This window comes from Nocardioides kribbensis (genome assembly GCF_015070375.1).
In the GTDB taxonomy this organism is placed as follows: domain Bacteria; phylum Actinomycetota; class Actinomycetes; order Propionibacteriales; family Nocardioidaceae; genus Nocardioides; species Nocardioides kribbensis.
On the sequence record NZ_JADCLL010000004.1, the window covers coordinates 247,042 to 268,277 of the forward strand.

Annotated in this window: 25 protein-coding genes; 11 read left to right on the forward strand and 14 right to left on the reverse strand. The window is 75.0% G+C overall.

The features are described from left to right. Window positions 1-61: 61 nt before the first annotated feature. Window positions 62-403, forward strand: a complete 342-nt coding sequence (locus IR170_RS10700; protein ID WP_193662897.1) for an ArsR/SmtB family transcription factor — start codon at window positions 62-64, stop codon at window positions 401-403. 102 nt (window positions 404-505) lie between these two features. Here IR170_RS10700 and IR170_RS10705 read toward each other — a convergent pair whose 3' ends face one another. Together IR170_RS10705 and IR170_RS19490 are read right to left on the reverse strand one after the other, a co-directional pair. Continuing rightward, the gene (locus IR170_RS10705; protein ID WP_319805021.1) at window positions 506-1,588 is read right to left on the reverse strand and encodes an NADH:flavin oxidoreductase/NADH oxidase; all 1,083 of its coding nucleotides are present in this window, start codon (window positions 1,586-1,588) and stop codon (window positions 506-508) included. A gap of 75 nt (window positions 1,589-1,663) precedes the next feature. After that, window positions 1,664-2,179 carry a DUF4234 domain-containing protein gene (locus IR170_RS19490; RefSeq protein WP_227489019.1) on the reverse strand — a complete coding sequence of 172 codons (516 nt, stop codon included), beginning with the start codon at window positions 2,177-2,179 and terminating at the stop codon, window positions 1,664-1,666. Window positions 2,180-2,487: 308 nt separating this feature from the next. Between IR170_RS19490 and IR170_RS10715 the strand changes: the two genes are divergently transcribed. The 7 genes from IR170_RS10715 (at window position 2,488) to IR170_RS10745 (ending at window position 8,261) form a co-directional block, all read left to right on the forward strand. Next, on the forward strand, window positions 2,488-3,963 hold the full coding sequence (locus IR170_RS10715; RefSeq protein WP_193662898.1) for a DUF1800 domain-containing protein: 1,476 nt from the start codon (window positions 2,488-2,490) through the stop codon (window positions 3,961-3,963). 11 nt (window positions 3,964-3,974) lie between these two features. After that, on the forward strand, window positions 3,975-5,276 hold the full coding sequence (locus IR170_RS10720) for a DUF1501 domain-containing protein (protein WP_193662900.1): 1,302 nt from the start codon (window positions 3,975-3,977) through the stop codon (window positions 5,274-5,276). A gap of 68 nt (window positions 5,277-5,344) precedes the next feature. Next, the gene (locus IR170_RS10725) at window positions 5,345-5,749 is read left to right on the forward strand and encodes a DUF2237 family protein (protein ID WP_056865779.1); all 405 of its coding nucleotides are present in this window, start codon (window positions 5,345-5,347) and stop codon (window positions 5,747-5,749) included. Window positions 5,750-5,846: 97 nt separating this feature from the next. Next, entirely contained in the window at window positions 5,847-6,218 is a 372-nt protein-coding gene (locus IR170_RS10730; RefSeq protein WP_193662918.1) for a WXG100 family type VII secretion target, read from the forward strand. Then, window positions 6,215-6,511, forward strand: a complete 297-nt coding sequence (locus tag IR170_RS10735) for a WXG100 family type VII secretion target (RefSeq protein WP_193662920.1) — start codon at window positions 6,215-6,217, stop codon at window positions 6,509-6,511. The genes IR170_RS10730 and IR170_RS10735 overlap by 4 nt, the downstream gene beginning before the upstream one ends. Next, window positions 6,508-7,935 (forward strand): RNase A-like domain-containing protein, encoded by a 1,428-nt coding sequence (locus IR170_RS20320; protein ID WP_193662922.1) that lies wholly within the window; start codon window positions 6,508-6,510, stop codon window positions 7,933-7,935. Before IR170_RS10735 ends, IR170_RS20320 begins: the two co-directional genes overlap by 4 nt. 11 nt (window positions 7,936-7,946) lie before the next feature. Continuing rightward, entirely contained in the window at window positions 7,947-8,261 is a 315-nt protein-coding gene (locus IR170_RS10745) for a contact-dependent growth inhibition system immunity protein (RefSeq protein WP_193662923.1), read from the forward strand. Window positions 8,262-8,310: 49 nt separating this feature from the next. Here IR170_RS10745 and IR170_RS10750 read toward each other — a convergent pair whose 3' ends face one another. The 5 genes from IR170_RS10750 to IR170_RS10770 form a co-directional block, all read right to left on the reverse strand. Then, complete coding sequence (locus IR170_RS10750; RefSeq protein WP_193662925.1) at window positions 8,311-9,117, reverse strand: hypothetical protein; 807 nt, start codon at window positions 9,115-9,117, stop codon at window positions 8,311-8,313. A 106-nt stretch (window positions 9,118-9,223) separates the two neighbouring features. Beyond that, window positions 9,224-9,556 (reverse strand): TraR/DksA family transcriptional regulator, encoded by a 333-nt coding sequence (locus IR170_RS10755; RefSeq protein WP_193662926.1) that lies wholly within the window; start codon window positions 9,554-9,556, stop codon window positions 9,224-9,226. Then, window positions 9,553-10,239, reverse strand: coding sequence for a DUF6629 family protein (locus IR170_RS10760; RefSeq protein WP_193662927.1), 687 nt, complete (start codon window positions 10,237-10,239; stop codon window positions 9,553-9,555). The genes IR170_RS10755 and IR170_RS10760 overlap by 4 nt, the downstream gene beginning before the upstream one ends. A gap of 85 nt (window positions 10,240-10,324) precedes the next feature. Beyond that, the gene (locus IR170_RS10765) at window positions 10,325-10,990 is read right to left on the reverse strand and encodes a SprT-like domain-containing protein (RefSeq protein ID WP_056865771.1); all 666 of its coding nucleotides are present in this window, start codon (window positions 10,988-10,990) and stop codon (window positions 10,325-10,327) included. 128 nt (window positions 10,991-11,118) lie between these two features. Beyond that, window positions 11,119-11,331 carry a hypothetical protein gene (locus IR170_RS10770; protein WP_193662928.1) on the reverse strand — a complete coding sequence of 71 codons (213 nt, stop codon included), beginning with the start codon at window positions 11,329-11,331 and terminating at the stop codon, window positions 11,119-11,121. A 17-nt stretch (window positions 11,332-11,348) separates the two neighbouring features. Here IR170_RS10770 and IR170_RS10775 point away from each other — a divergent pair, with 17 nt between their 5' ends. Next, complete coding sequence (locus IR170_RS10775; protein ID WP_193662956.1) at window positions 11,349-11,969, forward strand: hypothetical protein; 621 nt, start codon at window positions 11,349-11,351, stop codon at window positions 11,967-11,969. 24 nt (window positions 11,970-11,993) lie between these two features. On the opposite strand, the gene IR170_RS10780 is transcribed toward IR170_RS10775, so the two are convergent. The 5 genes from IR170_RS10780 to IR170_RS10800 form a co-directional block, all read right to left on the reverse strand. Next, a complete protein-coding gene (locus tag IR170_RS10780; protein WP_319805022.1) occupies window positions 11,994-12,476 on the reverse strand; it encodes a winged helix-turn-helix domain-containing protein in 483 nt (160 codons plus the stop codon). 55 nt (window positions 12,477-12,531) lie between these two features. Beyond that, complete coding sequence (locus IR170_RS10785; protein ID WP_193663049.1) at window positions 12,532-13,527, reverse strand: aldo/keto reductase; 996 nt, start codon at window positions 13,525-13,527, stop codon at window positions 12,532-12,534. 51 nt (window positions 13,528-13,578) lie between these two features. Then, window positions 13,579-14,703, reverse strand: coding sequence for a 23S rRNA (uracil(747)-C(5))-methyltransferase RlmC (gene rlmC, locus IR170_RS10790; protein ID WP_193663100.1), 1,125 nt, complete (start codon window positions 14,701-14,703; stop codon window positions 13,579-13,581). Between the two features lie 31 nt (window positions 14,704-14,734). Beyond that, window positions 14,735-15,757 (reverse strand): hypothetical protein, encoded by a 1,023-nt coding sequence (locus IR170_RS10795; protein ID WP_193663102.1) that lies wholly within the window; start codon window positions 15,755-15,757, stop codon window positions 14,735-14,737. A 213-nt stretch (window positions 15,758-15,970) separates the two neighbouring features. Next, the gene (locus IR170_RS10800; protein ID WP_193663197.1) at window positions 15,971-16,519 is read right to left on the reverse strand and encodes a C40 family peptidase; all 549 of its coding nucleotides are present in this window, start codon (window positions 16,517-16,519) and stop codon (window positions 15,971-15,973) included. A gap of 386 nt (window positions 16,520-16,905) precedes the next feature. Between IR170_RS10800 and IR170_RS10805 the strand changes: the two genes are divergently transcribed. Then, the gene (locus IR170_RS10805; protein ID WP_193663199.1) at window positions 16,906-17,313 is read left to right on the forward strand and encodes a VOC family protein; all 408 of its coding nucleotides are present in this window, start codon (window positions 16,906-16,908) and stop codon (window positions 17,311-17,313) included. A gap of 24 nt (window positions 17,314-17,337) precedes the next feature. On the opposite strand, the gene IR170_RS10810 is transcribed toward IR170_RS10805, so the two are convergent. After that, window positions 17,338-18,990, reverse strand: coding sequence for an alkaline phosphatase D family protein (locus tag IR170_RS10810; protein WP_193663201.1), 1,653 nt, complete (start codon window positions 18,988-18,990; stop codon window positions 17,338-17,340). Window positions 18,991-19,195: 205 nt separating this feature from the next. On the opposite strand from IR170_RS10810, the gene IR170_RS10815 reads away from it, so the two are divergent. Beyond that, entirely contained in the window at window positions 19,196-19,858 is a 663-nt protein-coding gene (locus IR170_RS10815) for a hypothetical protein (protein ID WP_200919257.1), read from the forward strand. Between the two features lie 55 nt (window positions 19,859-19,913). Here IR170_RS10815 and IR170_RS10820 read toward each other — a convergent pair whose 3' ends face one another. Beyond that, the gene (locus tag IR170_RS10820; RefSeq protein WP_193663203.1) at window positions 19,914-21,068 is read right to left on the reverse strand and encodes a magnesium and cobalt transport protein CorA; all 1,155 of its coding nucleotides are present in this window, start codon (window positions 21,066-21,068) and stop codon (window positions 19,914-19,916) included. Between the last annotated feature and the right edge of the window lie 168 nt (window positions 21,069-21,236).

Consider the following 21,236-nt stretch of genomic DNA (forward strand, 5'->3'; position numbering starts at 1 on the left):
CTGACGCATGAACGGTACATCATATGAAGAAGTCGTCATCAGTCTCGGTAGGGTGGCGGCCATGGGCCACCAGACGACCGGGCAGGCGCGCCGCCCCGATCTCGACGTCGACGCCGCCGCCGCGGTCGCGGCGACCCTGCGCGCGCTGGCCAGCCCCCACCGACTGCGGATCCTGGCGGTGCTGCAGGACGGCCCGACGACGGTCGGTGCTCTGACCGAGGCGCTCGACATGGAGCAGTCGGCGGTCTCCCACCAGCTGCGGCTGCTGCGCGACCTGGGCTTCGTCACCTCCACCCAGGACGGTCGCCACCGCGAGTACCGGCTCTACGACACCCACGTCGGCGAGCTCATCGAGCAGGCCCTCGCCCACGCCGAGCACGTGCGCGCCTCGCTCACCTACTGAGACCTCACCTGTCGGCCCGGACCCGCACCTGTCGGCCGACGCGTGGGCCGACAGGCGCGGGTGTCACCAGCCGGCTGGTGACACCCGCCGACCCCACCGGCCTCACCAGCCGGCCGCCCCCGCGCGGTACTGCACCGGCCAGTCGACGCCCTCCCCCGGCTCGACGCCGAGCTCGTGGGCCGCGCGCAGCGGCCAGTGCGGGTCACGCAGCAGCTCGCGGGCCAGCAGCACCACGTCGGCGGAGCCCTCGGCGATGACGTCGTTGGCCTGCTTGGGCTCGGTGATCAGGCCCACCGCACCCGAGGCGATGCCGGCCTCGGCGCGGATCCGGGCCGCGAACGGCACCTGATAGCCCGGCTCCACCGGGATGTCGACGCGCAGGTTGCCCCCCGAGGAGGTGTCGACCAGGTCGACGCCCGCCTCGCGCAGCAGCCCCGCGAGCCGCACCGAGGAGTCGGCGTCCCAGCCGCCCTCGGCCCAGTCGGTCGCGGAGATGCGCACCAGCAGCGGCACGTCCTCGCCGACGGCCGCGCGGACCCGGCGCACGACGTCGAGCAGGAGGCGGGCGCGGTGCTCGAAGGGGCCGCCGTACTCGTCGTCGCGGTGGTTGGAGAGCGGGGAGAGGAACTCGTGGAGCAGGTAGCCGTGGGCGGCGTGGACCTCGACGACGTCGAAGCCGGCCTCGACGGCGCGCACCGCGGCGGCCCCGAAGGCCGCCACGACCTGCTCGATCTCGGCGACCGTCAGCGCACGCGGGTCGCGCAGGCCCGGGAAGGCCTCGGCCGACGGGCCGACCGGCTCCCAGCCGCCCTCGGCGTCGGAGGCCACCTGGCCCTCGGCCCAGGGGCGGGCCGCGGAGGCCTTGCGCCCGGCGTGGGCGAGCTGGACCGCCGCCGTGGCCCCCTGGCCGTGCACGAAGTCGACGACGCGGCGCCAGGCGTCGCGCTGGGCGTCGTCCCAGATGCCGGCGTCCTGCGGGGTGATGCGGCCCTCGGGCACCACGGCCGCGGCCTCGGTCATCACCAGGCCGGCGCCGCCGCGGGCGAAGGAGCCGAGGTGCACCAGGTGCCAGTCGTCGGGCAGGCCGTCGACGGAGGAGTACTGGCACATCGGCGCCACCCAGACCCGGTTGCGCACGGTGACGCCGCGCAGGGTGATCGGGGTGAACAGCTCGGAGATGGGCACGGGGAGACGCTCCTGGGATCGGTGACGAGGGTACGTCGGGCCAACCCCGGGAGCGTCCCGGGTGTTCCGTGCGGGTCAGTCGCGGGTGGCGCCCAGCGACTCCCAGTAGCGGTTGAGGGCGCCGTTGGTCTTCACGAACCACACGATCGGGCCGACGAGGATGAACATGCCGGGGAAGTACCACAGGCCGGTGAGCCCGCTGACCGGCGGCTCCTGGCCGCGACGCTTGTAGAGCCCGCCGACCTCGCTGGCGGTGAGGTAGGGCATCACGAACCCGACGAAGAGGGCCAGGATCAGGCCCACGCCGCCGCCGACGCCCTGGCCGCTGTGCTGCTTCATCTCCTCGTGGGTCTTGAAGTACCAGTAGAGGGAGTAGATGCCGAAGGTCACGATGGCCAGCACGATGCAGACGCCGGTGCCGCGGACCTTGCCGAGGGGCGCGCCACCCGGGGCGCCGTAGGCGGCGGGCGCGCCGTAGCCGCCGTACGGCGAGGGCGGCTGCGCGCCGTAGGAGGAGGGCGAGCCGGCCGGCGGCGGGGGGCGGTAGCCCTCGGGCGGCGGGGGCGGGGCTGAGGGGGTGCTGTCGCTCATCGGGGATCCTCGTGACCGGGGGGCGGGCCCGGGGCGGGGTGCCGCGGGCTGGACGGTCGCAACGTACCGACGCCGCGACGCTCCGTGCGCCGTTCGGCGACACCGACGCCGCGAACGGCTCGACCGCACCCCGCCCACCTCTCCCGGATGACCCGTCCGGGCCATCCGGGCATGGCCCGTCCGGGCCATGCCGCCCGCCTGACGGCCCGTTCTGCAGCCGATCCCTCCGCCTCGGCGCGTCGCGGCCGAAGATCACCGTGTCGCCCCCCTCGACACCCCCCTGCACCCCCCGCCGCACCACCCCACGGATGAGGACCCCCCGCCTCGTGAGTGCCACCTACGCCCCCGGTCGCTACGCCCGCACGCCCGTCCTGGGCGCCGGCGCCCGCCACCTGGTCACCCGCTTCTCCTACGGCGTCACGCCCGAGCTCACCGCCGAGGTCAAGGCCGCCGGCGGCGGGATGGCGTGGTTCCGCGACCAGCTCGCCAGCGCCGACTCCGCCCGCGCCGAGGCCCTCGCCGACTGGTGGCCCGACCTCCACCGCGGACCCGCCGACCTCTGGCAGCGCCAGATCACCGACGTCCGCGGCACGTGGGAGGTCATGTACGACTACGCGCGCCGGGTGATGGCGCGGCGCATCACCTCGCGCCAGCAGGTGCTCGAGGTCATGACGGAGTTCTGGGAGGGCCACCTCCACGTGCCGGCGATCGGCGACGCGCAGGCGGTGTGGCGCGCGCCGTACGGCGAGATCATGCGGCGCCACGCGCTCGGGCGCTTCGACGAGATGCTGGTCGAGGCGATCACCCACCCCTCGATGCTGATCTTCCTCGACGGCGCGACCTCCACCAAGGCCCACCCCAACGAGAACCTCGGCCGCGAGCTGCTCGAGCTGCACACCGTCGGGGTCGGCAACTACACCGAGGACGACGTCAAGGCCTCCGCGCGGATCCTCACCGGCTACCGCGTCGACCTGTGGCGCACCTGGGCCGCCACCTACCGCCCCGAGGACCACTGGACCGGGCCGGTGCAGGTGGCGGGCTTCAGCCACGACAACGCCGCCGCCGACGGGCGCGAGGTCGTGCGGGCCTACCTCGTGCACCTGGCCCACCACCCCGCCACGGCCCGGCGCATCGCGCGCAAGCTGGCGCTGCGCTTCGTCAGCGACACCCCCAGCGACGCGCTGGTGGAGAGGCTCGCCGCGACCTACCTGGCCAACGACACCGCCATCAAGCCGGTGCTGATGAAGCTGGTCAACAGCCGCGAGTTCCGCACCTCGCGGCGCACCAAGCTGCGCGACCCCGCCGAGGACGTCGTCGCGACCTACCGCGCCCTCGGCCTGCCCCTCGAGCCGCCCAGCGACGGCGAGGCCGCCGCCAACGCGATGATCTGGCAGTCGGAGACCATCGGGCTCAAGCCCTTCGCCTGGCCGCGCCCCGACGGGCAGCCGCTCACCAACGCCGCCTGGGACTCCCCGGCCCGCGCCCTGGCCTCGATGGCCATGCACTGGTCGATGTCGGGCGGGTGGTGGCCCGAGCACGGCACGACCTACAAGAAGCCCACCGAGTGGGTGCCGGAGTTCCCGATCGTCTTCCGCGACCTGGTCGACCACATGGCCCGCCGCGTGCACGCCCGTCCGTCCTCCGCCTCGCTGCTCCAGGGCGCGTGCACGGCCACCGGCATCGCCCCCGACGCCACCATCACCGCCGACCACGCCTTGATGAAGTGGCACTTCCCGCGCCTGCTCGCTGCTCTGCTCGACCACCCCGACCACTACCTCCGGTGAGCGTGACGACGATGACGACCTCTGCTGCCCGCACCGCCTCCCGCACCGGCGACCCGTGCGGGTGCCCCGACTACGCCGCCGCCACCGCGCTCTCGCGCCGCGGCTTCCTGCGCGGGCTGGGGCTCACGGGCGCGGCGTACGCCGTGGGCTCGGCGATGGTCACCTACGGCGCCGCGCCGGCCATGGCCGCCGGGGTCGCGCCGGCACCGAACGGCTCGGTGGTGGTCGTGCTGTCGATGCGCGGTGCCGCCGACGGGCTCTCCCTCGTCGTGCCCCACGGCGACCCGGCCTACTACGCCGCGCGCCCCCGCATCGCCGTGCCCGCGGCCAAGCTGCTGGGCAAGGACGCCTTCTTCGGGCTGCACCCCAACCTCGCGCCCCTGCTCCCGATGTGGCAGTCGGGAGAGCTCGCCGCCGTGCACGCGACCGGCATGGCCGTGGCCAACCGGTCGCACTTCGCGGCCATGGAGCTGGTCGAGGACGCCAACCCGGGCTCGAGCGTGCGCAGCGGCTGGCTCAACCGCCTGCTCGGCGGCCTCGACGGCGACTCGCCGCTCCAGGGCGTCAGCATCGGCTCCTCCTCCCCGCCGGCCTCGCTCTACGGCGAGCAGCCGATCATGTCGCTGCGCAACATCTCCGACGCCGTCGTCGCCGGCAACGACCAGTGGGACACCGACCAGGCCCGGTTGCGCTCGCTGTCGCAGATGTGGGGCTCCTCCACCGCCCCGATGGCCCGTGGCATGCGCTCGGCGATGGCGGCCGTGGCCGACCTCGGCCCCGTGCGCGCCCAGCCGGAGAACCGCGCGGCCTACCCCGACAGCGACCTGGGCCGGGCGCTGGCCGCCGTCGCCCGCACCATCCGCGGCGACGTCGGCGTCTCCCTGGTGACCGTCGACCAGGGCGAGTGGGACATGCACGCCGACCTCGGCACCCTCGACTGGGGCGCGATGAAGTACAACGCCAACGACCTGGCCACCGCGATCGCCGCCTTCTTCGCCGACCTCGGCTCGATGCGCGAGCGGGTCACCCTGCTGACCATCTCGGAGTTCGGCCGACGGGTCTCGGAGAACTCCAACTACGGCCTCGACCACGGCTGGGGCAACGTCATGTTCCTCGCCGGTGCCGGGGTCAAGGGCGGGCGCTACTACGGCCGCTGGCCCGGTCTGGAGAACTCCCTCGACGCCGACCTCACCGTCACCACCGACTTCCGCTCGGTGCTCTCCGAGGTCGTCCTGTCGCGCACCGACGCCTCCGCCGCCCAGGTCTTCCCCGGCTTCACCCCCGAGCCGGTCGGGGTGATGGTCGGGCGCTGACCGCGCTAGCGAGGAGCGGTCGCCGCGAACACTGTCCGCGGAGCCGCCGGACCTGCCACAGTGGCGCCATGCGACCCGAGGGCACACCGGAGCTCAACGTGCTCGGCGGCGAGCTCGAGCCCTGCGGCACCGAGCCCATGACCGGCTTCCACCGCGACGGCACGTGCACCTGCGGCCCGGCCGACGTGGGCCTGCACGCGGTGTGCACGGTGATGACCGAGGAGTTCCTCGCCCACCAGCGCTCGGTCGGCAACGACCTGGCCACCCCGCGCCCCGAGTGGGGCTTCCCGGGGCTGCACCCCGGCGACCGCTGGTGCGTGGTGGCCGTGCGCTGGCTCCAGGCGCTCCACGACGGCGTCGCGGCCCCCGTCGTGCTCGCCGCGACCAGCGAGCGGGCCCTCGAGATCATCCCCCTCGACGCGCTGCGCTCGCAGTCGGTCGACGTGCCGGCCGACCCCGGCGACCTCGTCTGACCCCTCCCGCGGGGTTGTCCACAGATCGGCGACCGGGGCTGTCGCGGCGCTCCCCCTCGGGTCAGGGTGGTCCTACGACGACCTCTCGGGAGATCCGATGCCCCTCGACGCCCCCGCCGGCACCACCGGCCCCGCCGGCACGCTGGCCCTCGACCACGCGGCCACCGACGCCGCGGTCGCCGACCTGCGCGACGTGGCCGCCGACCTCGCCCGCTCGCGGGCCCGCCTCGGCCGCGAGGTCGACGGGCTCCTCGACGCCGTGTGGCGCGGCCGGGCCGCCGACTCCTTCGCGGTCGCCTGGGCCGACTGGGCCGGGGCCGCCGACGCGGTCGTCGCGGCCCTCGACGAGACCGCCGACCGGATCGCGCGGCACCACCGCGACGTAACCGACCTCGACGTCGGTGTGGCCGACGGACTCGCAGCGCTGGCGGCCCGGCTCGACGGGAGCGGCGTCGGAGGCTCCCGGTGAGCGGCTTCCGGGTCGACCTCGCGGAGCTCCAGCGGGTCGTCGACGCGGCCGGTGCGACCCAGCGCGAGCTCGACGCGGCGCTCGACCGCGTCGCGGCCCGGGTGGCGCGACTCGACGCCACGTGGACGGGCGCCGCCGCCGACGCGCACGACCAGGCGCATGCGCGCTGGACCGCGGCGTACGACGAGATGCGGGAGGCGCTCGCCGACCTGCGCACGGCCGCGGGCGTGGCCCACGACCGCTACGAGGCGGCGGTCGCCTCCAACCTCGCGGCCTGGGGGGCCGTGCGGTGAGGATCGACGTCGACGGCGCGGGCTTCCTCACCGCCGAGCGCGCCCTGGCCACCGGCAACCGCCGCTGCGCGGAGCACCTCGACGACCTCACCGACGCCCTCTCCGGTCTCGGCGGCATGGCCGGCGACGACGCCACGTCCGCCGACTTCGCAGCGGCCTACGACACCGCGGCCGCCGAGGTCGTCGCCGGGCTCGGCGACTGCGTGACGGCCCTGGCCTGCCTGGGCCGGCTCACCGCGACGTCACGCGCCGAGCACGAGCGGGCCGAGGCCGGGGCCGTGCTCCGCGGTGTGGTGGTGCCGGGGTCGGTCGTCGCGCCCGACGGCGAGGTCTCCCCCGCCGGCGGGCCGGGCGACCTGGGCTGGGTCGGCGCGATGCCCTGCCCGCCGCCCACCGCCCTCGGCGGCGACTGGTCGGCCGTCCCCACGGGGCTGGGCTGGGTGATCGACCTGATCCAGGGCTTCGCGTGGCCCAGCGCCGACGTCGGCGAGCTGCGCGCCGCGGGCGCCACGTGGGTCGACTGCGCGCGCGCCGTCGCCGACCTGACCGCCGACTGCGACGCCGCGGTCCGGGGCCTCGGGGGCGAGCTGTCCCCCGAGATCCCGCTCGCCGTCGACGCCTGCCAGGAGGTCTCCGACCAGCTCGCCGCGATCGCCGAGGAGGCCTACGGCCTGGGCCGAGCCTGCGAGCAGTACGCCGACCAGGTCGAGTCCCACCGGGCCGAGGTCGTCGCCCTCGTCGTGCAGCTGCTGGCCGAGACCGTCGTCATCCAGGGCGCCGGCATGCTCCTCAACTCCGTCACCGGCGGAGGCGGCACCGTCGGCGCCACCGCCCTCACCGGCACCCGCGTCGCCGCCATCACCCCCGACGTCCTCGCCGTGGCGGCCCGGCTGCGGGCCGCCAACGAGGTGCTCGCCGCCTCCGTGCGCAACACCGCCGTCCGCGTCACCGTCGCCCGCAGCCGGCTGGAGAAGTTCCGCTACGCCCGCTCCGGTGGGCTCTCCGACGAGGCGGGGCAGATCCGGGTCGTCGCCCCCAGGCCCTGGGACCCCGGCCCAGGGTGGCTGCGCACGCACGAGGTGCGCGGGTCGCACACGATCGAGCGGCACGTGGGCAAGACTCTCGAGGATCTGCTGGCACGCCTTCGGAGTCAGCCTGGGATCTCTTTTGCCAGTTCGTTCGCGGATGTCCCAGCGGCGGAGCGCGCGATCGCTCAAGCGCTGAGGATGCGGGGCGATGACGTGGCCGAGTGGTTGACCGCCGGCTCGGGCAAACTCACGCTGCACGCCACGCTGGACGACGTCACGGGCGTGACTGTCAGCAGAACTGCACACCACACGACGTCGAACGTCCGGGTGGTACTCGTCCGCGACCACAGGATGGACGACGGATGGCGCGTCCTGACCGCTTTTCCCGATGTCTAGAGGAGATTGCCATGCCACGTACACCCGCCTTCGAGCAGCTCGGTGGGGCCTACTTCCACCAGGACTGGCCCTACGACTTCGAGACGCCGCAGGGCGTCGTCGAGGACTTCTTCCGCGACGAACCGGACGCGGGCCCCGAGTTGCTGGACCAGGTCGAGCAGCTCCTCGCCGCCGGGCTGACCGACGACGAGCTGGGAGAGGCCATGCAACGGGCGGGGTTCTGTCTGGACCCGACCGGTCTGGGGCTGACCAACCGCGTCTGGCTCGAGGACCTGGCCCGTCTGGCGCGAGAGCAGATCGGGCGGGAGTCGACACCTCGTGGCTGATCCCCGGCCGCCCGAGCACGACTGAGGGGCTCGGCCCCTCGAGGAGCGGTCAGGAGGTCGGCGTCGGTGTGGGGACGGCGCTGGGGGTCGGGGTCGTGGAGGGCACCGTGGTCGGCTCCTCGGTCGGCTCGTCGGTGGGCTCCTCCGTCGGCTCGTCGGTGACCTCGTCGCTCGGCTCGGCGGTCGGGTCGTCGGTGGGCTCGGCCGTGGGGTCGGCGGTGGGGGTGGAGGCGCCGGACGGGTCGCTGCCCTGGCCGGGGTCCCGGGTGGGCTCGTCGTCGCCGGAGGACGAGCCGCCCGTGAGGCGGGAGATCGTGGTGCCGCCGTCGCGGTCGCTGCCGCCGGTGTAGCTGGAGACCGAGCGTCCCGAGACCACCTCGAAGAGCGACAGCGCCACCATGACGACCAGGAACATGCCGGCGGCCAGGATCGCGATCCGCTTCCACGGCAGGCCGGCGAGCCGGTCGCGCCAGCCGGTGCGCGACTCCAGCACGGCCTCGTCGAGGCCGGCCTTGGCCTCGGCGAGCTTCTCGTCGGCGTGGTCCAGGTGGGCCCCGACGGCCGCGGTGTCGGCGTCGCTGCGCCCGGCGCGGCGTACCTCCGCCTGCGCGATGCCGACCTTCGACAGGGCCGCCTCCTGGGCCTTCGCGGCCGCGGCACGGCTGCGGGCCAGACCCTCGGAGTAGAGAGCGGTGCCCACGGTCGCGGCCACGGAGCCGACCGCGGCGCCGATGAGGGTGCCGGCGGCACCCAGGGTCGAGAGCAGCACCGCGGAGGACACTGCGGCGAGCGCACCGGCGGCGGTCTTCAGCCAGTCGATGTCGAGCTTCTGGGGTGTGGGGGTCTCGTCAGCCATACGTCTCCCAGTATGGAGCCGACGTCGCGACGCCCAACCCCGTGCGCTGTGTCGATCGACACGGGGGCCCGGCGCAGCCCGGGCGCGTCGCGCCGGTGGCCCGGGGTCAGGCGCAGGTCACGCAGGTCCGTGCCGTGGGCCGTACGTCGAGCCGCTCGTCCGGGATCTCGCTGCCGCAGCGCTCGCAGCGGCCGTAGTCGCCGGCGGCCTCGCGGGCCAGGGCGGCGTCGACCTCGTCGAGGTGGTGGCGCGCCTGCCTGGCCAACGCGTCGACCTGGGAGCGCTCGAAGGCGATCGTGGCGCCCTCGGGGTCGTGCTCGTCGTCGGCGTTGGTGTCGCGGGAGGCCTCGACCACACCGCGGTGGTCGCCCTCGAGGTCGCGCAGCCGCGAGGCCACCCGCTCCCGCTCGGCCAGCAGCCGCTCGCGCGGGCCGCTCACCGGGCGGCGTCCGTGCGTGGCTGCAGGCTCTCCCCGTCACCGCGCGGGTCGGTCCCACGCTCGACCCGCGCGAGGTGCACCAGGATCAGCACCGAGGAGACCGCGGCCCAGACGCACCACAGCGAGGCGAACGCGTCGGCGTAGGCGTAGCCGACGACGAGCAGGCCGACGAGGTTGGCCAGGCCGAAGGCCGTGATCCACCGGTGGCCGGCCAGGACGCAGGCGCCGACCACGGCCACGATGTAGAGGCCGGTGGAGATCTCGGGCTCGCCGAGGCCGACGTAGTAGACGATCGCGTGGTCGCGCACCGTGGTCCGCACCCCGCCCGTCCACAGGTGCCAGGCCATGTAGGCGCCGACGGCTCCCCCGAGCGCCACGAAGGGCGCGACGAGACCCCGCCGGTCGGGCCGGGCGACCAGGAGCACCGCCAGCGGGAGGTAGAGCGGCAGGAAGGGCAGGGCGAAGACGACGTAGGCCAGCGCGGCGCGGTGGGCGGTGGTGTCGGAGACCAGCCCGTCGGCACCGGCCCAGACCAGGGCCTCCACCAGCTGGTGGACCGCGAAGAGCACCGGCAGCGCGGCCAGCGGCAGCTCGCGGGGCGCGCGCACCTCGCGCAGGGCCAGGGCGCCGAGGGGCAGGACGACGGCGCCGGCGACGAGGTCGGCCTGGAGGGAGAAGCACACGCGACCAGTGGAGCACCCGGGCCGCGCCGTGGTGCTCACCCGGGGGGAGACCGGCGCGGCGACCGGCGCGGCGAGCGCCGACGGGTCAGACCGACTCGACCCAGGCGAAGGGCACGCGCAGCACCGCCCGGCCGGCGCGCAGGTGGTAGCTCGTGCGGCCGACCTTCACCACGACGCCGACCCGGCCGTGGTGCTCCCCCGCGACCGTGACCCGCACCCGGGAGCCGACCGGCAGCCGGGTGGGTCGACCGCCCGTGCGCAGCAGGGCCAGCTCGGCCTCGTAGTTGGGGTGGTGCACCGCTGGGCGGCCGTGGTGGGTCCAGGTCAGCACGTGGGCGAGGTCGAAGCGGCGTGAGCAGCGCCCGCAGGTCATCACCCGCTCGGGGCGGCGGTGGCGCCCCGAGGTGTGTCCCGCCGCGCACACGCCGAGCCAGGCCGGCTCGACGCCCGGGGCGTCGGCGGGCACGCAGCGACGCCCCGAGGAGCCCAGCGCGAGGGCGGTGCGGCGCCAGGTCTCGTCGTGACCGTGGCGCGGGCCCACCAGCGCGTGGGCGATCTCGTGGAGGATCGTGTCGCGGACCTCGGCCTCGGAGTGCAGCACCGTCAGCGGGGCGCTGAGCCCGATCACCCGCGGCCCGAAGCGGCACACCCCGGCCCGACGCTTGGCGGAGTCGAGCTCCACGCTCCACCCCGGCGGCCCGTGGCGCTCGAGCAGGTGCTCGGCGAGGGCGAAGGCGTCGCTCAGGTCCATGGCAGGACCGTACGTCGCGACGCCGACAGGCGGGCGGGGCGATCCACAGGACACCGGCGCCCGGGCGGGACACGCCGGTGCCGGCCGCGCCGGACCACGCGCACCACGGTTTCGCTAGCGAAACAGGCTCAGTCGGCTCGTTCAGCCCCGTCGGCTCGTTCGGCCCCGTCGACTCGTTCGGCCCCGTCGGCCTGGGCCAACCGCTCGTGCAGCCGGGCGCGGACCTCGTCGGCGCCGAGGGTCGAGCGGCGCCGCTGGTCGCGCGCGACGACCACCCCGGTGGCCGCGACCCCGGCGAGCCCGGCGACGCCGAGCAGCCTCCACACCTTCGTCGACCTCATCGAGCAGACTCCTCCTCATGTCCTCGCCGTCCGCCCCGCTGTCCCTCGACGTGGCCGTGGACCTCACGCGCACCGGCGACCTGTGGCTCTTCCGCGGGCGCTCCACCGCCGACCACGCTATCCGGGTGCTGACCAACGCGCCGGTCAACCACGTCGGCATGGCGGTCGTGCTCGACGACCTGCCGCCGCTGATGTGGCACGCCGAGCTGGGCAAGGGCCTGCGCGACGTGTGGACCGGGCAGCACCAGCGCGGGGTGCAGCTGCACGACCTGCGCGAGGCGGTGCAGCAGTGGTGCGGGCGCTACGAGCAGCGCGCCTGGCTGCGCCAGCTCGACACCGCGGTGACCCGGGAGATGGAGGACGCCGTGCTGCGCACGGTGGCCCGCCTCGACGGCACGCCGTTCCCCTCGACGGTCGCCCTGGCCGGGCGCTGGGCGCGGGGCCGGATCCGGCGGGCCGCCCCGGCCGAGCTGACCTACTGCGCCGAGGTGGTCGCCGCCACCTACACCGCGATGGGGCTGCTCGACGACGACCGCCCCACGAACTTCTACGACCCCGGCATGTTCTGGTCGGGCGACGAGATGGGGCTGCTGCGCGGCGCGCGGCTCGGCGACGAGATCGCCGTCGCCGTGCCCTGAGCGGCGCCCGGCCGCGCGGCGGGGTCAGTCCAGGGCGTCGGCGGGCAGCTCGGCGCCGCGGTCGGTGAGCTGCCACACGCCCGGGCGGGGGGCCACCAGGAAGCCGTCGTCGGCGAGCTCCTTGCGCGCCCACCGCACGGCGGTGCGCCAGCGCACCTCACCGGTGGGGCCGACCTCGCGGTCACCCTCGCGCAGCACCTCGGCCATGCGCTCCTCGAGCTCGAGCATCACCAGCTCGGCCTCGCGCTCCCCGCCGACCTCCTGCAGCACCCGGATGATGTAGGGCTTGAAGTCGTCCTGGTGGGTGCGGCGCCGCGGCTTGGCCGGTGCGGCGGCCGACTTGGAGGAGCCCGGCACCCGCGCGGTGGACCCCGAGGGGGCCGCCGTGCTGCGGCGGCGCACCGGTGTCGCCTTGGGCGGCGCCACGGGCTCGGGGGGACGCTTCGGCATCCCGTGCACACAGGTGCTCAGCGGCAGGTCGCACAGCTCGCAGTAGTCCTCGGCCACGCCCCCGACCGTACGTCGTGCCCGCCGCTCCCGGCCACACGGGGCCCGGGCAGGATCACCAGCGGTGGTGCACCTGGGCGCGGAAGCGCGCGTCGTAGAGGTCGCGGACGCCCTCGAGCAGGGCGGGGGCCAGCGGCGGCAGCGCGCCGGCGGCGGCGTTGGCCCGGGCCTGCCCGGGGTTGCGGGCGCCGGGGATGACGGTGGTGACGCCGGGCTGCTGCCACACCCAGGCCAGGGCGACCTGGGCGGGCGTGGCGCCCTCGGGGCCGTGCTCGGCGACCAGGGCGGAGAACTCCTGGGCGGCCCGCACGCCGGTGGCGAAGTCGACCCCGGAGAAGGTCTCACCGACGTCGAAGGCGCTGCCGTCACGGTTGTAGGTGCGGTGGTCGTCGGCGGCGAAGGTGGTGGTCTCGTCGTAGGTCCCGCTGAGCAGGCCCGAGGCCAGCGGCACGCGCGCCAGGACACCGACGCCGGCCTCCTCCGCGGCGGGCAGCACGGCGTCGAGCGGCTTGAGCCGGAAGGCATTGAGGATGATCTGCACGCTGGCCACGTGGGGGCGCGCGATCGCGTCGAGGGCCTGGTCGGTGGTCTCGACGCTGAGGCCGTAGGCGGCGATCGCCCCGTCGTCGACGAGGGTGTCGAGGGCCTCGTAGGTGGCGTCGGAGGTCACGGTGGCCGAGGGCGGGCAGTGCAGCTGGACCAGGTCGAGCCGGTCGACGCCGAGGTTGCGGCGCGAGCGGTCGACCCAGCCGCGGAAGTGCTCGAGGGTGTAGCTCTCCGGCACCTGCTCGGCGCGGCGGCCCATCTTGGTGGCCACGGTGAGCGCGGCGTCGGGGTGGTCGGCCACGAAGCGGCCGATGACCTGCTCGCTGCGGCCGTCGCCGTAGACGTCGGCGGTGTCGAACAGCGTCACCCCGGCCTCCAGGGAGGTCTCGAGCACGGCGCGGGCGTCGTGCTCGCTCACCTCGCCCCAGTCGGCGCCGAGCTGCCAGGTGCCGAGTCCGACGGTGGAGACGTCACGGCCGGTGCGGCCCAGGGTGCGGTGGTCCATGGCCGCGACTCTAGCCACGCCGGCCCACGCCCCCGACCCGTCAGCGACCCGTCAGCGGCGCTCGAGCAGCACCATCACCTCGTGGTGGGTGGTCTGGGGGAACATGTCGAACAACCGCGCCAGGCGCGGGGCGAAGGACGGCAGCGCGGCCAGGTCGCGGGCCAGCGAGACGGCGTTGCAGCTGGAGTAGACGACGTGGCCGACCCCGGAGCCCTCCAGCCACGCGCACAGCTCGGGCCCGACGCCGCGCCGCGGCGGGTTGAGCACCACCAGCTCGGGGCCGGCCTCCTGCGCCTGCGCCCACGTCGTGGCGTCGGAGGCCTCGAAGCGCAGGCCCGGCAGCCGGGCGTCCTCGGCGGTGGCGCGCGCGGCGGCGACCGCCTCCTCGCTGACCTCCACCCCGGTGACCAGGCGCCCGGGGGCCGCGACGTGCAGCGCGAAGCCGCCGACCCCGCAGTAGAGGTCCCACACCGAGGCCGGGGCGACCTCCTCGACCCAGTCGCGGCCCTGGCGGTAGAGCGCGGCCGCGACCTCGGTGTTGGTCTGGAAGAAGCCCTGGGGCCGCAGCCGCAGGGTGAGCCCGTTGACCCGCATCGCCAGCGTCTCGCGCGGGCTCAGCGCGATCTCGCGCTCGCCCTCCAGCACGGCCTTGTGCTCGGGCTGCACGTTGGCCGAGACCACCACCAGCTCGGGCAGCGCGGCGTGGAGGGCCGGGAGGTGCTTGCGGATCCGGGTGACCGGCTCGGTGGAGCGCAGCACGAAGCGCACCATGAGCTCACCGTCGGGCGAGCGGGTCACGAGCAGGTGCTTGAGCTCGCCGCGCCGCGTCGCGAGGTCGTACGGCGCCACCGCGGCGCGGGTGACGAAGTCGGCCAGGGCGGGCAGGGCGGCGGCCAGGCCGGGCTCGTGCAGGCCGCAGTCGCGCAGGTCGACGCCGGCCCCCGACGGGTCGAGGATCCCCAGCGTCGGGGCCTCGAGCGTGCCGGCGACCACCATCTTGGCCTTGTTGCGGAAGCCCTCCTCGCGACTGCGGTGGGGCTCCAGCCACGTCAGGTCGGGCCACGCGGCCAGCAGCCCGCGACAGTGACGCTGCTTGGCGGCGACCTGGTCGTCGTAGGCCTGACCCATCCAGGCGCACGAGCGGCAGCGACCCGCGTCGAAGTGGTGGCACTGCACGGGGCGAGGCTACGGGCCGGGCCCGCAGGGGTCAGCGCTGGGCGGGCTGCCGGGTGGGCTGCTGGGCGGGCTGCTGGGTCGGCTGCTGGCCGGGAGCCACGGTGACCGTGGTCGGCTCGGAGACGCTGCCCTCGGCCAGGGGCCGGTCGGCGAAGCGCCAGCGGTAGGTCGTGGTCTGCTCCGGGGTGACGGTGACCGTGGCGTCGACGGCCTCGGCGGGGACGACCTGCACGGTCTCCCAGCCGCCGGCGACCTGGCGCTCGAGCACGAGCGTGCCGCGCACGACCGGCTCGCCGGAGCCGTCGCGCAGGACGCCGGTGAGCACCGTGCCCCTCGGGGCCGGGCGAGCGGCCATGACGGTCGTGGTGGTCAGGCCCTCGAGGTCGTAGGTGGTCGTGCCGGTGGCGTCGCCGACGCGCAGCGCGTCGAGGGCGAAGCGGTTGCCGTCGCAGCCGAAGCCGACCGTGCGGAAGCCGGGCCCGTCGCCGCGCTCGGCGATCATCGCCGCGAGCGTCGAGGGGGCGGCGGTGGCGCCGCCGACGGCGCGGCGGGTGGCCATGTCGTAGCGCGACCAGGTGTAGGTGAGGCCGGTGGTCTCCACGCTGGTCCACGCACCGGCGGGCGCCGAGACGTCGGCGCGGCCGAACCAGTAGGTGGTGGTGCCGAAGTCGGCGGGCTCCTGGTAGCCCACCCACGCGACGCCCGCGGCGCCGCGCGGCGCCTGCACCGAGAGGCCCGACGTCGTGGTCGAGGCCATCGAGCGGGCGTAGCTCAGCGAGCCCAGCGCCGTGCCGCCGGCGAGGTCGTAGCGCAGGCTGCGCTCCCCCGCGGGCGCCTGGTCGGGGCCCAGCCCGACGAACGGCTGCGGCACCTCGGCCGTGCGCTCGTAGAGCCGCGCGCACCCGACGTAGGACAGCTCGATCGGGCCGCCCACGGGCAGGTCGGTGCCGCGCACCACGACGGTGGCGTCGCCCGCGGCGGAGGCCGGGGAGGAGAGCGAGGGCACCAGGAGCGCGCCCAGCACGCCGAGGACCACTCCGGACCTGACCAGCACCTGCCGCACCTGCTGCCTCCGCGCACACGAGACCGAGAGCCGGGTGGGGGTGCCCGGTCCTCGGAGTCTAGGGCGGTGCACCCCCCACGTCTGCGGGAGCCGGCGAACTGATGCCCACATCTGGGGAAACACCCCCCCTCCGGGCGAGCGCCGGAGGGGGGTGCGCCGCGGACGAGTGGCCCCGACGGGCGGTCCGGGACGGGCGTGCCGGGCTCAGCGCACCCGGCCGAAGAACCGCTGGTCGGTCCAGATCTTCGTGCGCTCGACGTCGGCCTCGGAGTTGGCGGCGTTCCACATGTAGCCGTCGCCGGCGTAGATGCCGACGTGGTAGACCCCGCCGCCGTCGTAGAAGAAGACCAGGTCGCCGGGGCGGGCCTCGGCGGGGGTGACGCGCTGGGTGCGGTCGACCTGGGCCGCCGAGGAGTGCGGCAGCGCCTCGCCGACGGCGTTGCGGAAGACGAACTGCGTGAAGCCCGAGCAGTCGAAGGCGTCGGGCCCGGCTGCGCCGTAGCGGTAGACGTCGTCGGCCTGGGCGCGGGCCACGCCCAGGATCCGCTCCGCACGGGTCGGGCCGTCGTCACGGCGGGCGTCGGCGGTCCGGGTGGTCTCGGTGCCCCGGGCGGTCTGGGCGCTCTGGCGCTCGGCCGGTGCCGCCTCCGCGGCGCGCGCGGTGTCGAGGGTGAGCCCGGTGCCGAGCACCGTGCTGGTGGCCATGGCGGCGACGAGGGTCGCCCCGAGGGTGCGCATGCGGGTGTGGGTCATCGGTGGTCCTCAGGCATCGCCTGCGGAAGGGGTCCTGTCGGGTTCGGGCGCCTGTGCCCGGCCGGTGCTCCCTCGCGGTCGCTCCGGCTCCACCCCGAGCCGCGGCTGCGCCGCGGCGTCCTGCTCGGGTCTCCCGCGCCCGTCACTGCGTGCTGCTGGGGTCACCCCGGCGCCGTGACGGGCCTCGGCTCGGGCCGGGTGCCTCCGGTGTGCCGGAGGAGGCACCGAGGTTGCCACGGCCCCCCGGGTGCCGATCAAGCCGACACCCGGTGACCCTTCTCACCGCCGCCCGGCGTCACGCCGATGACTCCACGGGACACCGCCGGTCTGCACACCCGCACACCGGTCGCGCCACTGCCCGACCGCCGCCGACCCGAGGAGCCCCGATGCCGGTCCTGCTGAACCCCTACCTCCACCTCCACGGCACCGCCCGCGAGGCGATGACCCACTACCAGTCGCTCTTCGGCGGTGAGCTCGACGTGATGACCTTCGCGCAGATGGGCGAGCAGGGCGAGCACGCCGACCAGGTCATGCACGCCATGCTGCGCGGCGAGCACGGCGTCACGCTGATGGCCGCCGACGTCCCGCCGGGCATGACCGTGGCCCCCGGCGACACCGTGACCCTCAGCCTGAGCGGCGACGACGAGCCCCGGCTGCGCGGATGGTTCGAGGCGCTGGCCGAGGGCGGCCAGGTGCACGTGCCGCTGGAGCGGCAGGTGTGGGGCGACGTCTTCGGCCAGTGCGCCGACCGCTTCGGCGTCACGTGGCTGGTCAACATCGCGGCCCCGGCCTGATCCGGCGCGGCACGACGTACGCCGCTAGCGCTGCGGCTCGAGATCGCGGCTGAACAGCACCGCGCCGGACTGGTCGCGCAGGCTCATGGTCAGCAGCCCGGCGCGGTCGATCGCGGCGTGGCCGAAGAACTGGTTGCCCGCCCGCGGCGACTCCCCCGGCGTGCCCGCGACCTTGCTGAAGACCACCTCGGGCCCGAAGGTGCCGTCGAGGTCGTTGGGTCCGAAGGTGCCCGAGGCGATCGGCCCGGCCACGAACTCCCAGAAGGGGTCGAAGTCGGTGAAGCCAGCGCGTGCCGGGTCGTAGTGGTGGGCCGCGCAGTAGTGCACGTCGGCGGTGATCCACACGGTGTTGCGCACGCCGTGGCGCTTGAAGGCGCTGAGCACCTCGGCGATCTCCTGCTCCTTGCCGAGCGGGGCGCCGGGATCGCGGTTGGCCAGGCCCTCCTGGGCGCTGCCGTCGGGCACGACGAGCCCGATCGGCAGGTCGGCGGAGATCACCTTCCAGGTCGCGGTCGAGCGGCGCACCTCTCGCACCAGCCAGTCGAGCTGCTCGCGGCCCAGGACGCTGGTGCGCTCCTGCTCGAGGCCGGGGGTGTTGGGGTCCTTGAAGGTGCGCATGTCGAGGCAGAAGACGTCGAGGTGGGCCCCGCGCGAGACCTTGCGGTAGATCCGGGCCTCCGCGAAGCCGCTGCCGCGCCCGTGGGCGCGGGGGTCGGCGATCGGCTGCCACTCCTGCCAGGCGCGCCGGGCGCGGGCGGCGAGCACGTCGACGCGACGCTCGGCGGTGTAGCGCTCGTCGGTGAGCACCTCGCCGGGCCACCAGTTGTTGGTGGTCTCGTGATCGTCCCACTGCGCGACGACGGGGGTGTCGGCGTAGAAGGCGCGCACGTTGTCGTCCATGAGGTTGTAGCGGTGGCGTCCGCGGAACTCCGCGAGGGTCTCGGCGACCTTGGTCACCTCGGGGATGACCAGGTTGCGCCAGACCTGCCCGTCGGGCTCGACGACCTCCGCGGCGATCGGGCCGTCGGAGTAGACGGTGTCGCCGGCGTGGACGAAGAGGTCGGGACGCGTGGCGTGCATCGCGGCGTAGCCCCGCAGCCCGCCGAGGTCGGGGTTGATCCCCCAGCCCTGGCCGCAGGTGTCGCCGGTCCACACGAAGCTGGTGGCCGCCGGGCGCAGCGACGGGGTCGAGAACCGCGCGACCCGGGCCTCGCCGCGCCGGCCCTGCTCGTCCTCGAAGGCCAGCTCGGCCTCCCACTCCCGGCCCGGGGCGAGCCCGTCGAGGGCGATCTTCGCGGTCAGGTCGGAGGCGTCGGTGGCCCAGGGACCGCGGACGACACGGCGTCGTCGACCGCTGCGCAGGTGGGCCACGAGCCGCCCGCGCCCGCTCGAGCGCGCCCACAGCACGGCGGCGCGCGGGGTGACGTCGCCGCTCTGCACGCCCGAGGGCAGCGTCAGGCGCCGCGTCACCAGCCCACCGGCCGACGCGGCCTGCCGCACCTGCGGCGAGGTGGCCGCCACCCCGCTCGTGGCGCCCAGCGTGGTCAGCGCACCGGCGGTGAGCGCGCCCGCACGCAGCACCGCGCGGCGGCCCACCGGCGCGGGGGTGACGCCGCCGGCGGGGCTGGCGGCCGGGTTGCTGGCGGGGCTGGCGGCAGGGCGTCCGAGATCGGTCATGCCCCGAGGCCACACCACCGAGGTGGCGCGGGGTGGTCCTGCGGGTGAACCTCGCCGGTCGCCTCGGGAAGGCGTCCGGCACACCGGTGCGTCGGCCGGCGCATTCGGTGCGGCTGGCGTCCTCGCCGTACAGTCGAGGGTGAGGGAGCCGGGGCACGGCGCCGCGCGACCACGCCCGACACGTGCCAGCTCCAGTACGGACGTCATGAGCCTCGAGACGACGACCCCTGCCAGCCCGACCGACGTGGAGCCCGACGAGGCCCTCGAGGACGACCGCGACGAGACGGAGACCCCGGACCCGGAGGAGACCTCCGAGCCGGAGGCGCCCGCCGAGCCCGTGACCGCCGCCGAGGGCGAGGACGTCTGGGTCGCCGCCGCGCGCCCGGTGCTGACCGAGGTGGCCGGCACCTACCACGGCCTGATCACCCACACCGAGTTCGCCGGGCGGCTGCAGGCCGACACCGGCGTGCGCACCCGCAGCAACCCCAGCAACTGGATCGGGCGCGTGCTGGCCCGCGTCGCCGCCGAGGTCCACGCCGCCGGCGAGCCCCCGCTGACCGCCCTGGTGGTCCACGGCGTGCACGGCACCGTCGGCGAGGCCTACGACGAGGTGCTGCGCCTGCAGGACGCCGACCCGATCAGCGACCCGCTGGCCCGCGAGAAGCACGCCGCCCTGGCCCGCATGGAGTGCTACCGCTGGGCCGACGCCACCCTCCCGGCCGACGGCGGCAACGCCGCGCTCTCCCCGCGCTACGACATGGTCGTCACCCGCGAGCGGAAGAAGAACCGCGAGGAGGCGCAGCCCGACATCTGCCCCACCTGCTTCATGGCCATCCCGCCCACCGGCGAGTGCGACAACTGCGCCTGAGCACCACCCCGGCGTGGTCCGCCGGCGCCCGCGGGTCTGCTCAGATCCAGTCTGCTCAGATCCAGCGGCGCCGGCGGAAGACCACGTAGAGCACGACGCTGACCATGAACATCATGACCACGGCCATCGGGTAGCCGAAGCGCCAGTGCAGCTCGGGCATCGAGTCGAAGTTCATGCCGTAGACCGTGCCGACCAGGGTCGGCGCGAAGAGGATCGCGGCCCACGCCGAGATCCGCTTGACCTCCTCGTTCTGGGAGATGCTGACCTCGCTGAGGTTCTTCATCTCCTCGTTCTGCTGCTGGGCCACGAGGGTGGCGTTGACGGTGAGGATGTCGCGCAGCAGCTGGCGCAGGCCGTCGACCTTCTCGGTGACGGTCACGAGGTGGTCCTCGACGTCGCGCAGGTAGCGCTGGAGCTCCTCGTCGGTGCGGTACTTGGCGAAGCCCATGGTCAGGCGCCGCACGACGGTGAGCAGCGGGCCGGTGGCCCGCTGGAACTCGATGACCTCGCGGGTCAGCTCGTAGATGCGCCGCGAGACGCCCGGGTCGCCGGTGAAGACCTGCACCTCGATCTCGTCGATGTCGTTCTCCAGGCCAGCGACGACCGGGGCGTAGCCGTCGACGACCCGGTCGAGGATGGCGTAGAGGATCGCCTCCGGTCCCAGCCGCAGCAGGTCGGGGTTGCTCTCCAGGCGCCGGCGCACGGCGGCCAGGTCGGGGGCCTCGCTGTGGCGCACGTTGACCACGAAGTCGGGGCCGACGAAGACGTGCACCTCGCCGAACTCCACCTCCTCGGTGGCGTCGACGTACCTCGCGGCGCGCAGGACGACGAAGAGGGTGTCGTCGTAGCGCTCGAGCTTGGGCCGCTGGTGGGCGAGGATCGCGTCCTCCAGCGCCAGCTCGTGCAGGTCGAACTCCTCGGCCAGCGAGGCGAGGTCGTGCTGGTCGGGGCGGTAGAGGCCGATCCAGGCGATGGCGCCGTCGTCGGGGGCCTCGTCGCCGCGCTCGCGCAGGCAGCGGTAGGTGTCGGCGAGGCTGCTCAGCGACTCGACGCGGTCGCCGTCGACGTAGACCGCGGCGTCGACGAGGGTCTCGTGGCCCACCCGCGTGCTGTCGGGGGCCGCCGCGGCGGCGGGCGCGGCGGGCGCGGGGTGGGGCGCACGACGACGGCCGGCGAGGTGGCGCAGGGGCAGGAACGGGCGCTCGGACATGACGGGAGACTCCTCCGCGGACGGGCGGCGCCGGGCGGTGGGCGCGGCGGGCGGGGCTACCTCAGGCAGCGGGACGGGGACGACTGGGAGGTTCACCGCTCACGGCGACCACCTCCCCCGTCCGTCTGCGCCACGCCCGTGGCTCGTCTGTCTCGGCGTCCACGATAG

Bases quoted from the DNA above. Each gene is read 5' to 3' on its own strand.
- IR170_RS10805 (WP_193663199.1), top strand. From the start codon at position 16,906: ATGCCGGTCCTGCTGAACCCCTACCTCCACCTCCACGGCACCGCCCGC.
- IR170_RS10800 (WP_193663197.1), bottom strand. From the start codon at position 16,519: ATGACCCACACCCGCATGCGCACCCTCGGGGCGACCCTCGTCGCCGCC.
- IR170_RS10770 (WP_193662928.1), bottom strand. From the start codon at position 11,331: ATGAGGTCGACGAAGGTGTGGAGGCTGCTCGGCGTCGCCGGGCTCGCC.
- IR170_RS10745 (WP_193662923.1), top strand. From the start codon at position 7,947: ATGCCACGTACACCCGCCTTCGAGCAGCTCGGTGGGGCCTACTTCCAC.
- IR170_RS10810 (WP_193663201.1), bottom strand. From the start codon at position 18,990: ATGACCGATCTCGGACGCCCTGCCGCCAGCCCCGCCAGCAACCCGGCC.
- IR170_RS10765 (WP_056865771.1), bottom strand. From the start codon at position 10,990: ATGGACCTGAGCGACGCCTTCGCCCTCGCCGAGCACCTGCTCGAGCGC.
- IR170_RS10815 (WP_200919257.1), top strand. From the start codon at position 19,196: ATGAGCCTCGAGACGACGACCCCTGCCAGCCCGACCGACGTGGAGCCC.
- IR170_RS10715 (WP_193662898.1), top strand. From the start codon at position 2,488: ATGAGGACCCCCCGCCTCGTGAGTGCCACCTACGCCCCCGGTCGCTAC.
- IR170_RS10775 (WP_193662956.1), top strand. From the start codon at position 11,349: ATGTCCTCGCCGTCCGCCCCGCTGTCCCTCGACGTGGCCGTGGACCTC.
- IR170_RS10700 (WP_193662897.1), top strand. From the start codon at position 62: ATGGGCCACCAGACGACCGGGCAGGCGCGCCGCCCCGATCTCGACGTC.
- IR170_RS19490 (WP_227489019.1), bottom strand. From the start codon at position 2,179: ATGAGCGACAGCACCCCCTCAGCCCCGCCCCCGCCGCCCGAGGGCTAC.
- IR170_RS10750 (WP_193662925.1), bottom strand. From the start codon at position 9,117: ATGGCTGACGAGACCCCCACACCCCAGAAGCTCGACATCGACTGGCTG.
- IR170_RS10730 (WP_193662918.1), top strand. From the start codon at position 5,847: ATGCCCCTCGACGCCCCCGCCGGCACCACCGGCCCCGCCGGCACGCTG.
- IR170_RS10820 (WP_193663203.1), bottom strand. From the start codon at position 21,068: ATGTCCGAGCGCCCGTTCCTGCCCCTGCGCCACCTCGCCGGCCGTCGT.
- IR170_RS10785 (WP_193663049.1), bottom strand. From the start codon at position 13,527: ATGGACCACCGCACCCTGGGCCGCACCGGCCGTGACGTCTCCACCGTC.
- IR170_RS10720 (WP_193662900.1), top strand. From the start codon at position 3,975: ATGACGACCTCTGCTGCCCGCACCGCCTCCCGCACCGGCGACCCGTGC.
- IR170_RS10725 (WP_056865779.1), top strand. From the start codon at position 5,345: ATGCGACCCGAGGGCACACCGGAGCTCAACGTGCTCGGCGGCGAGCTC.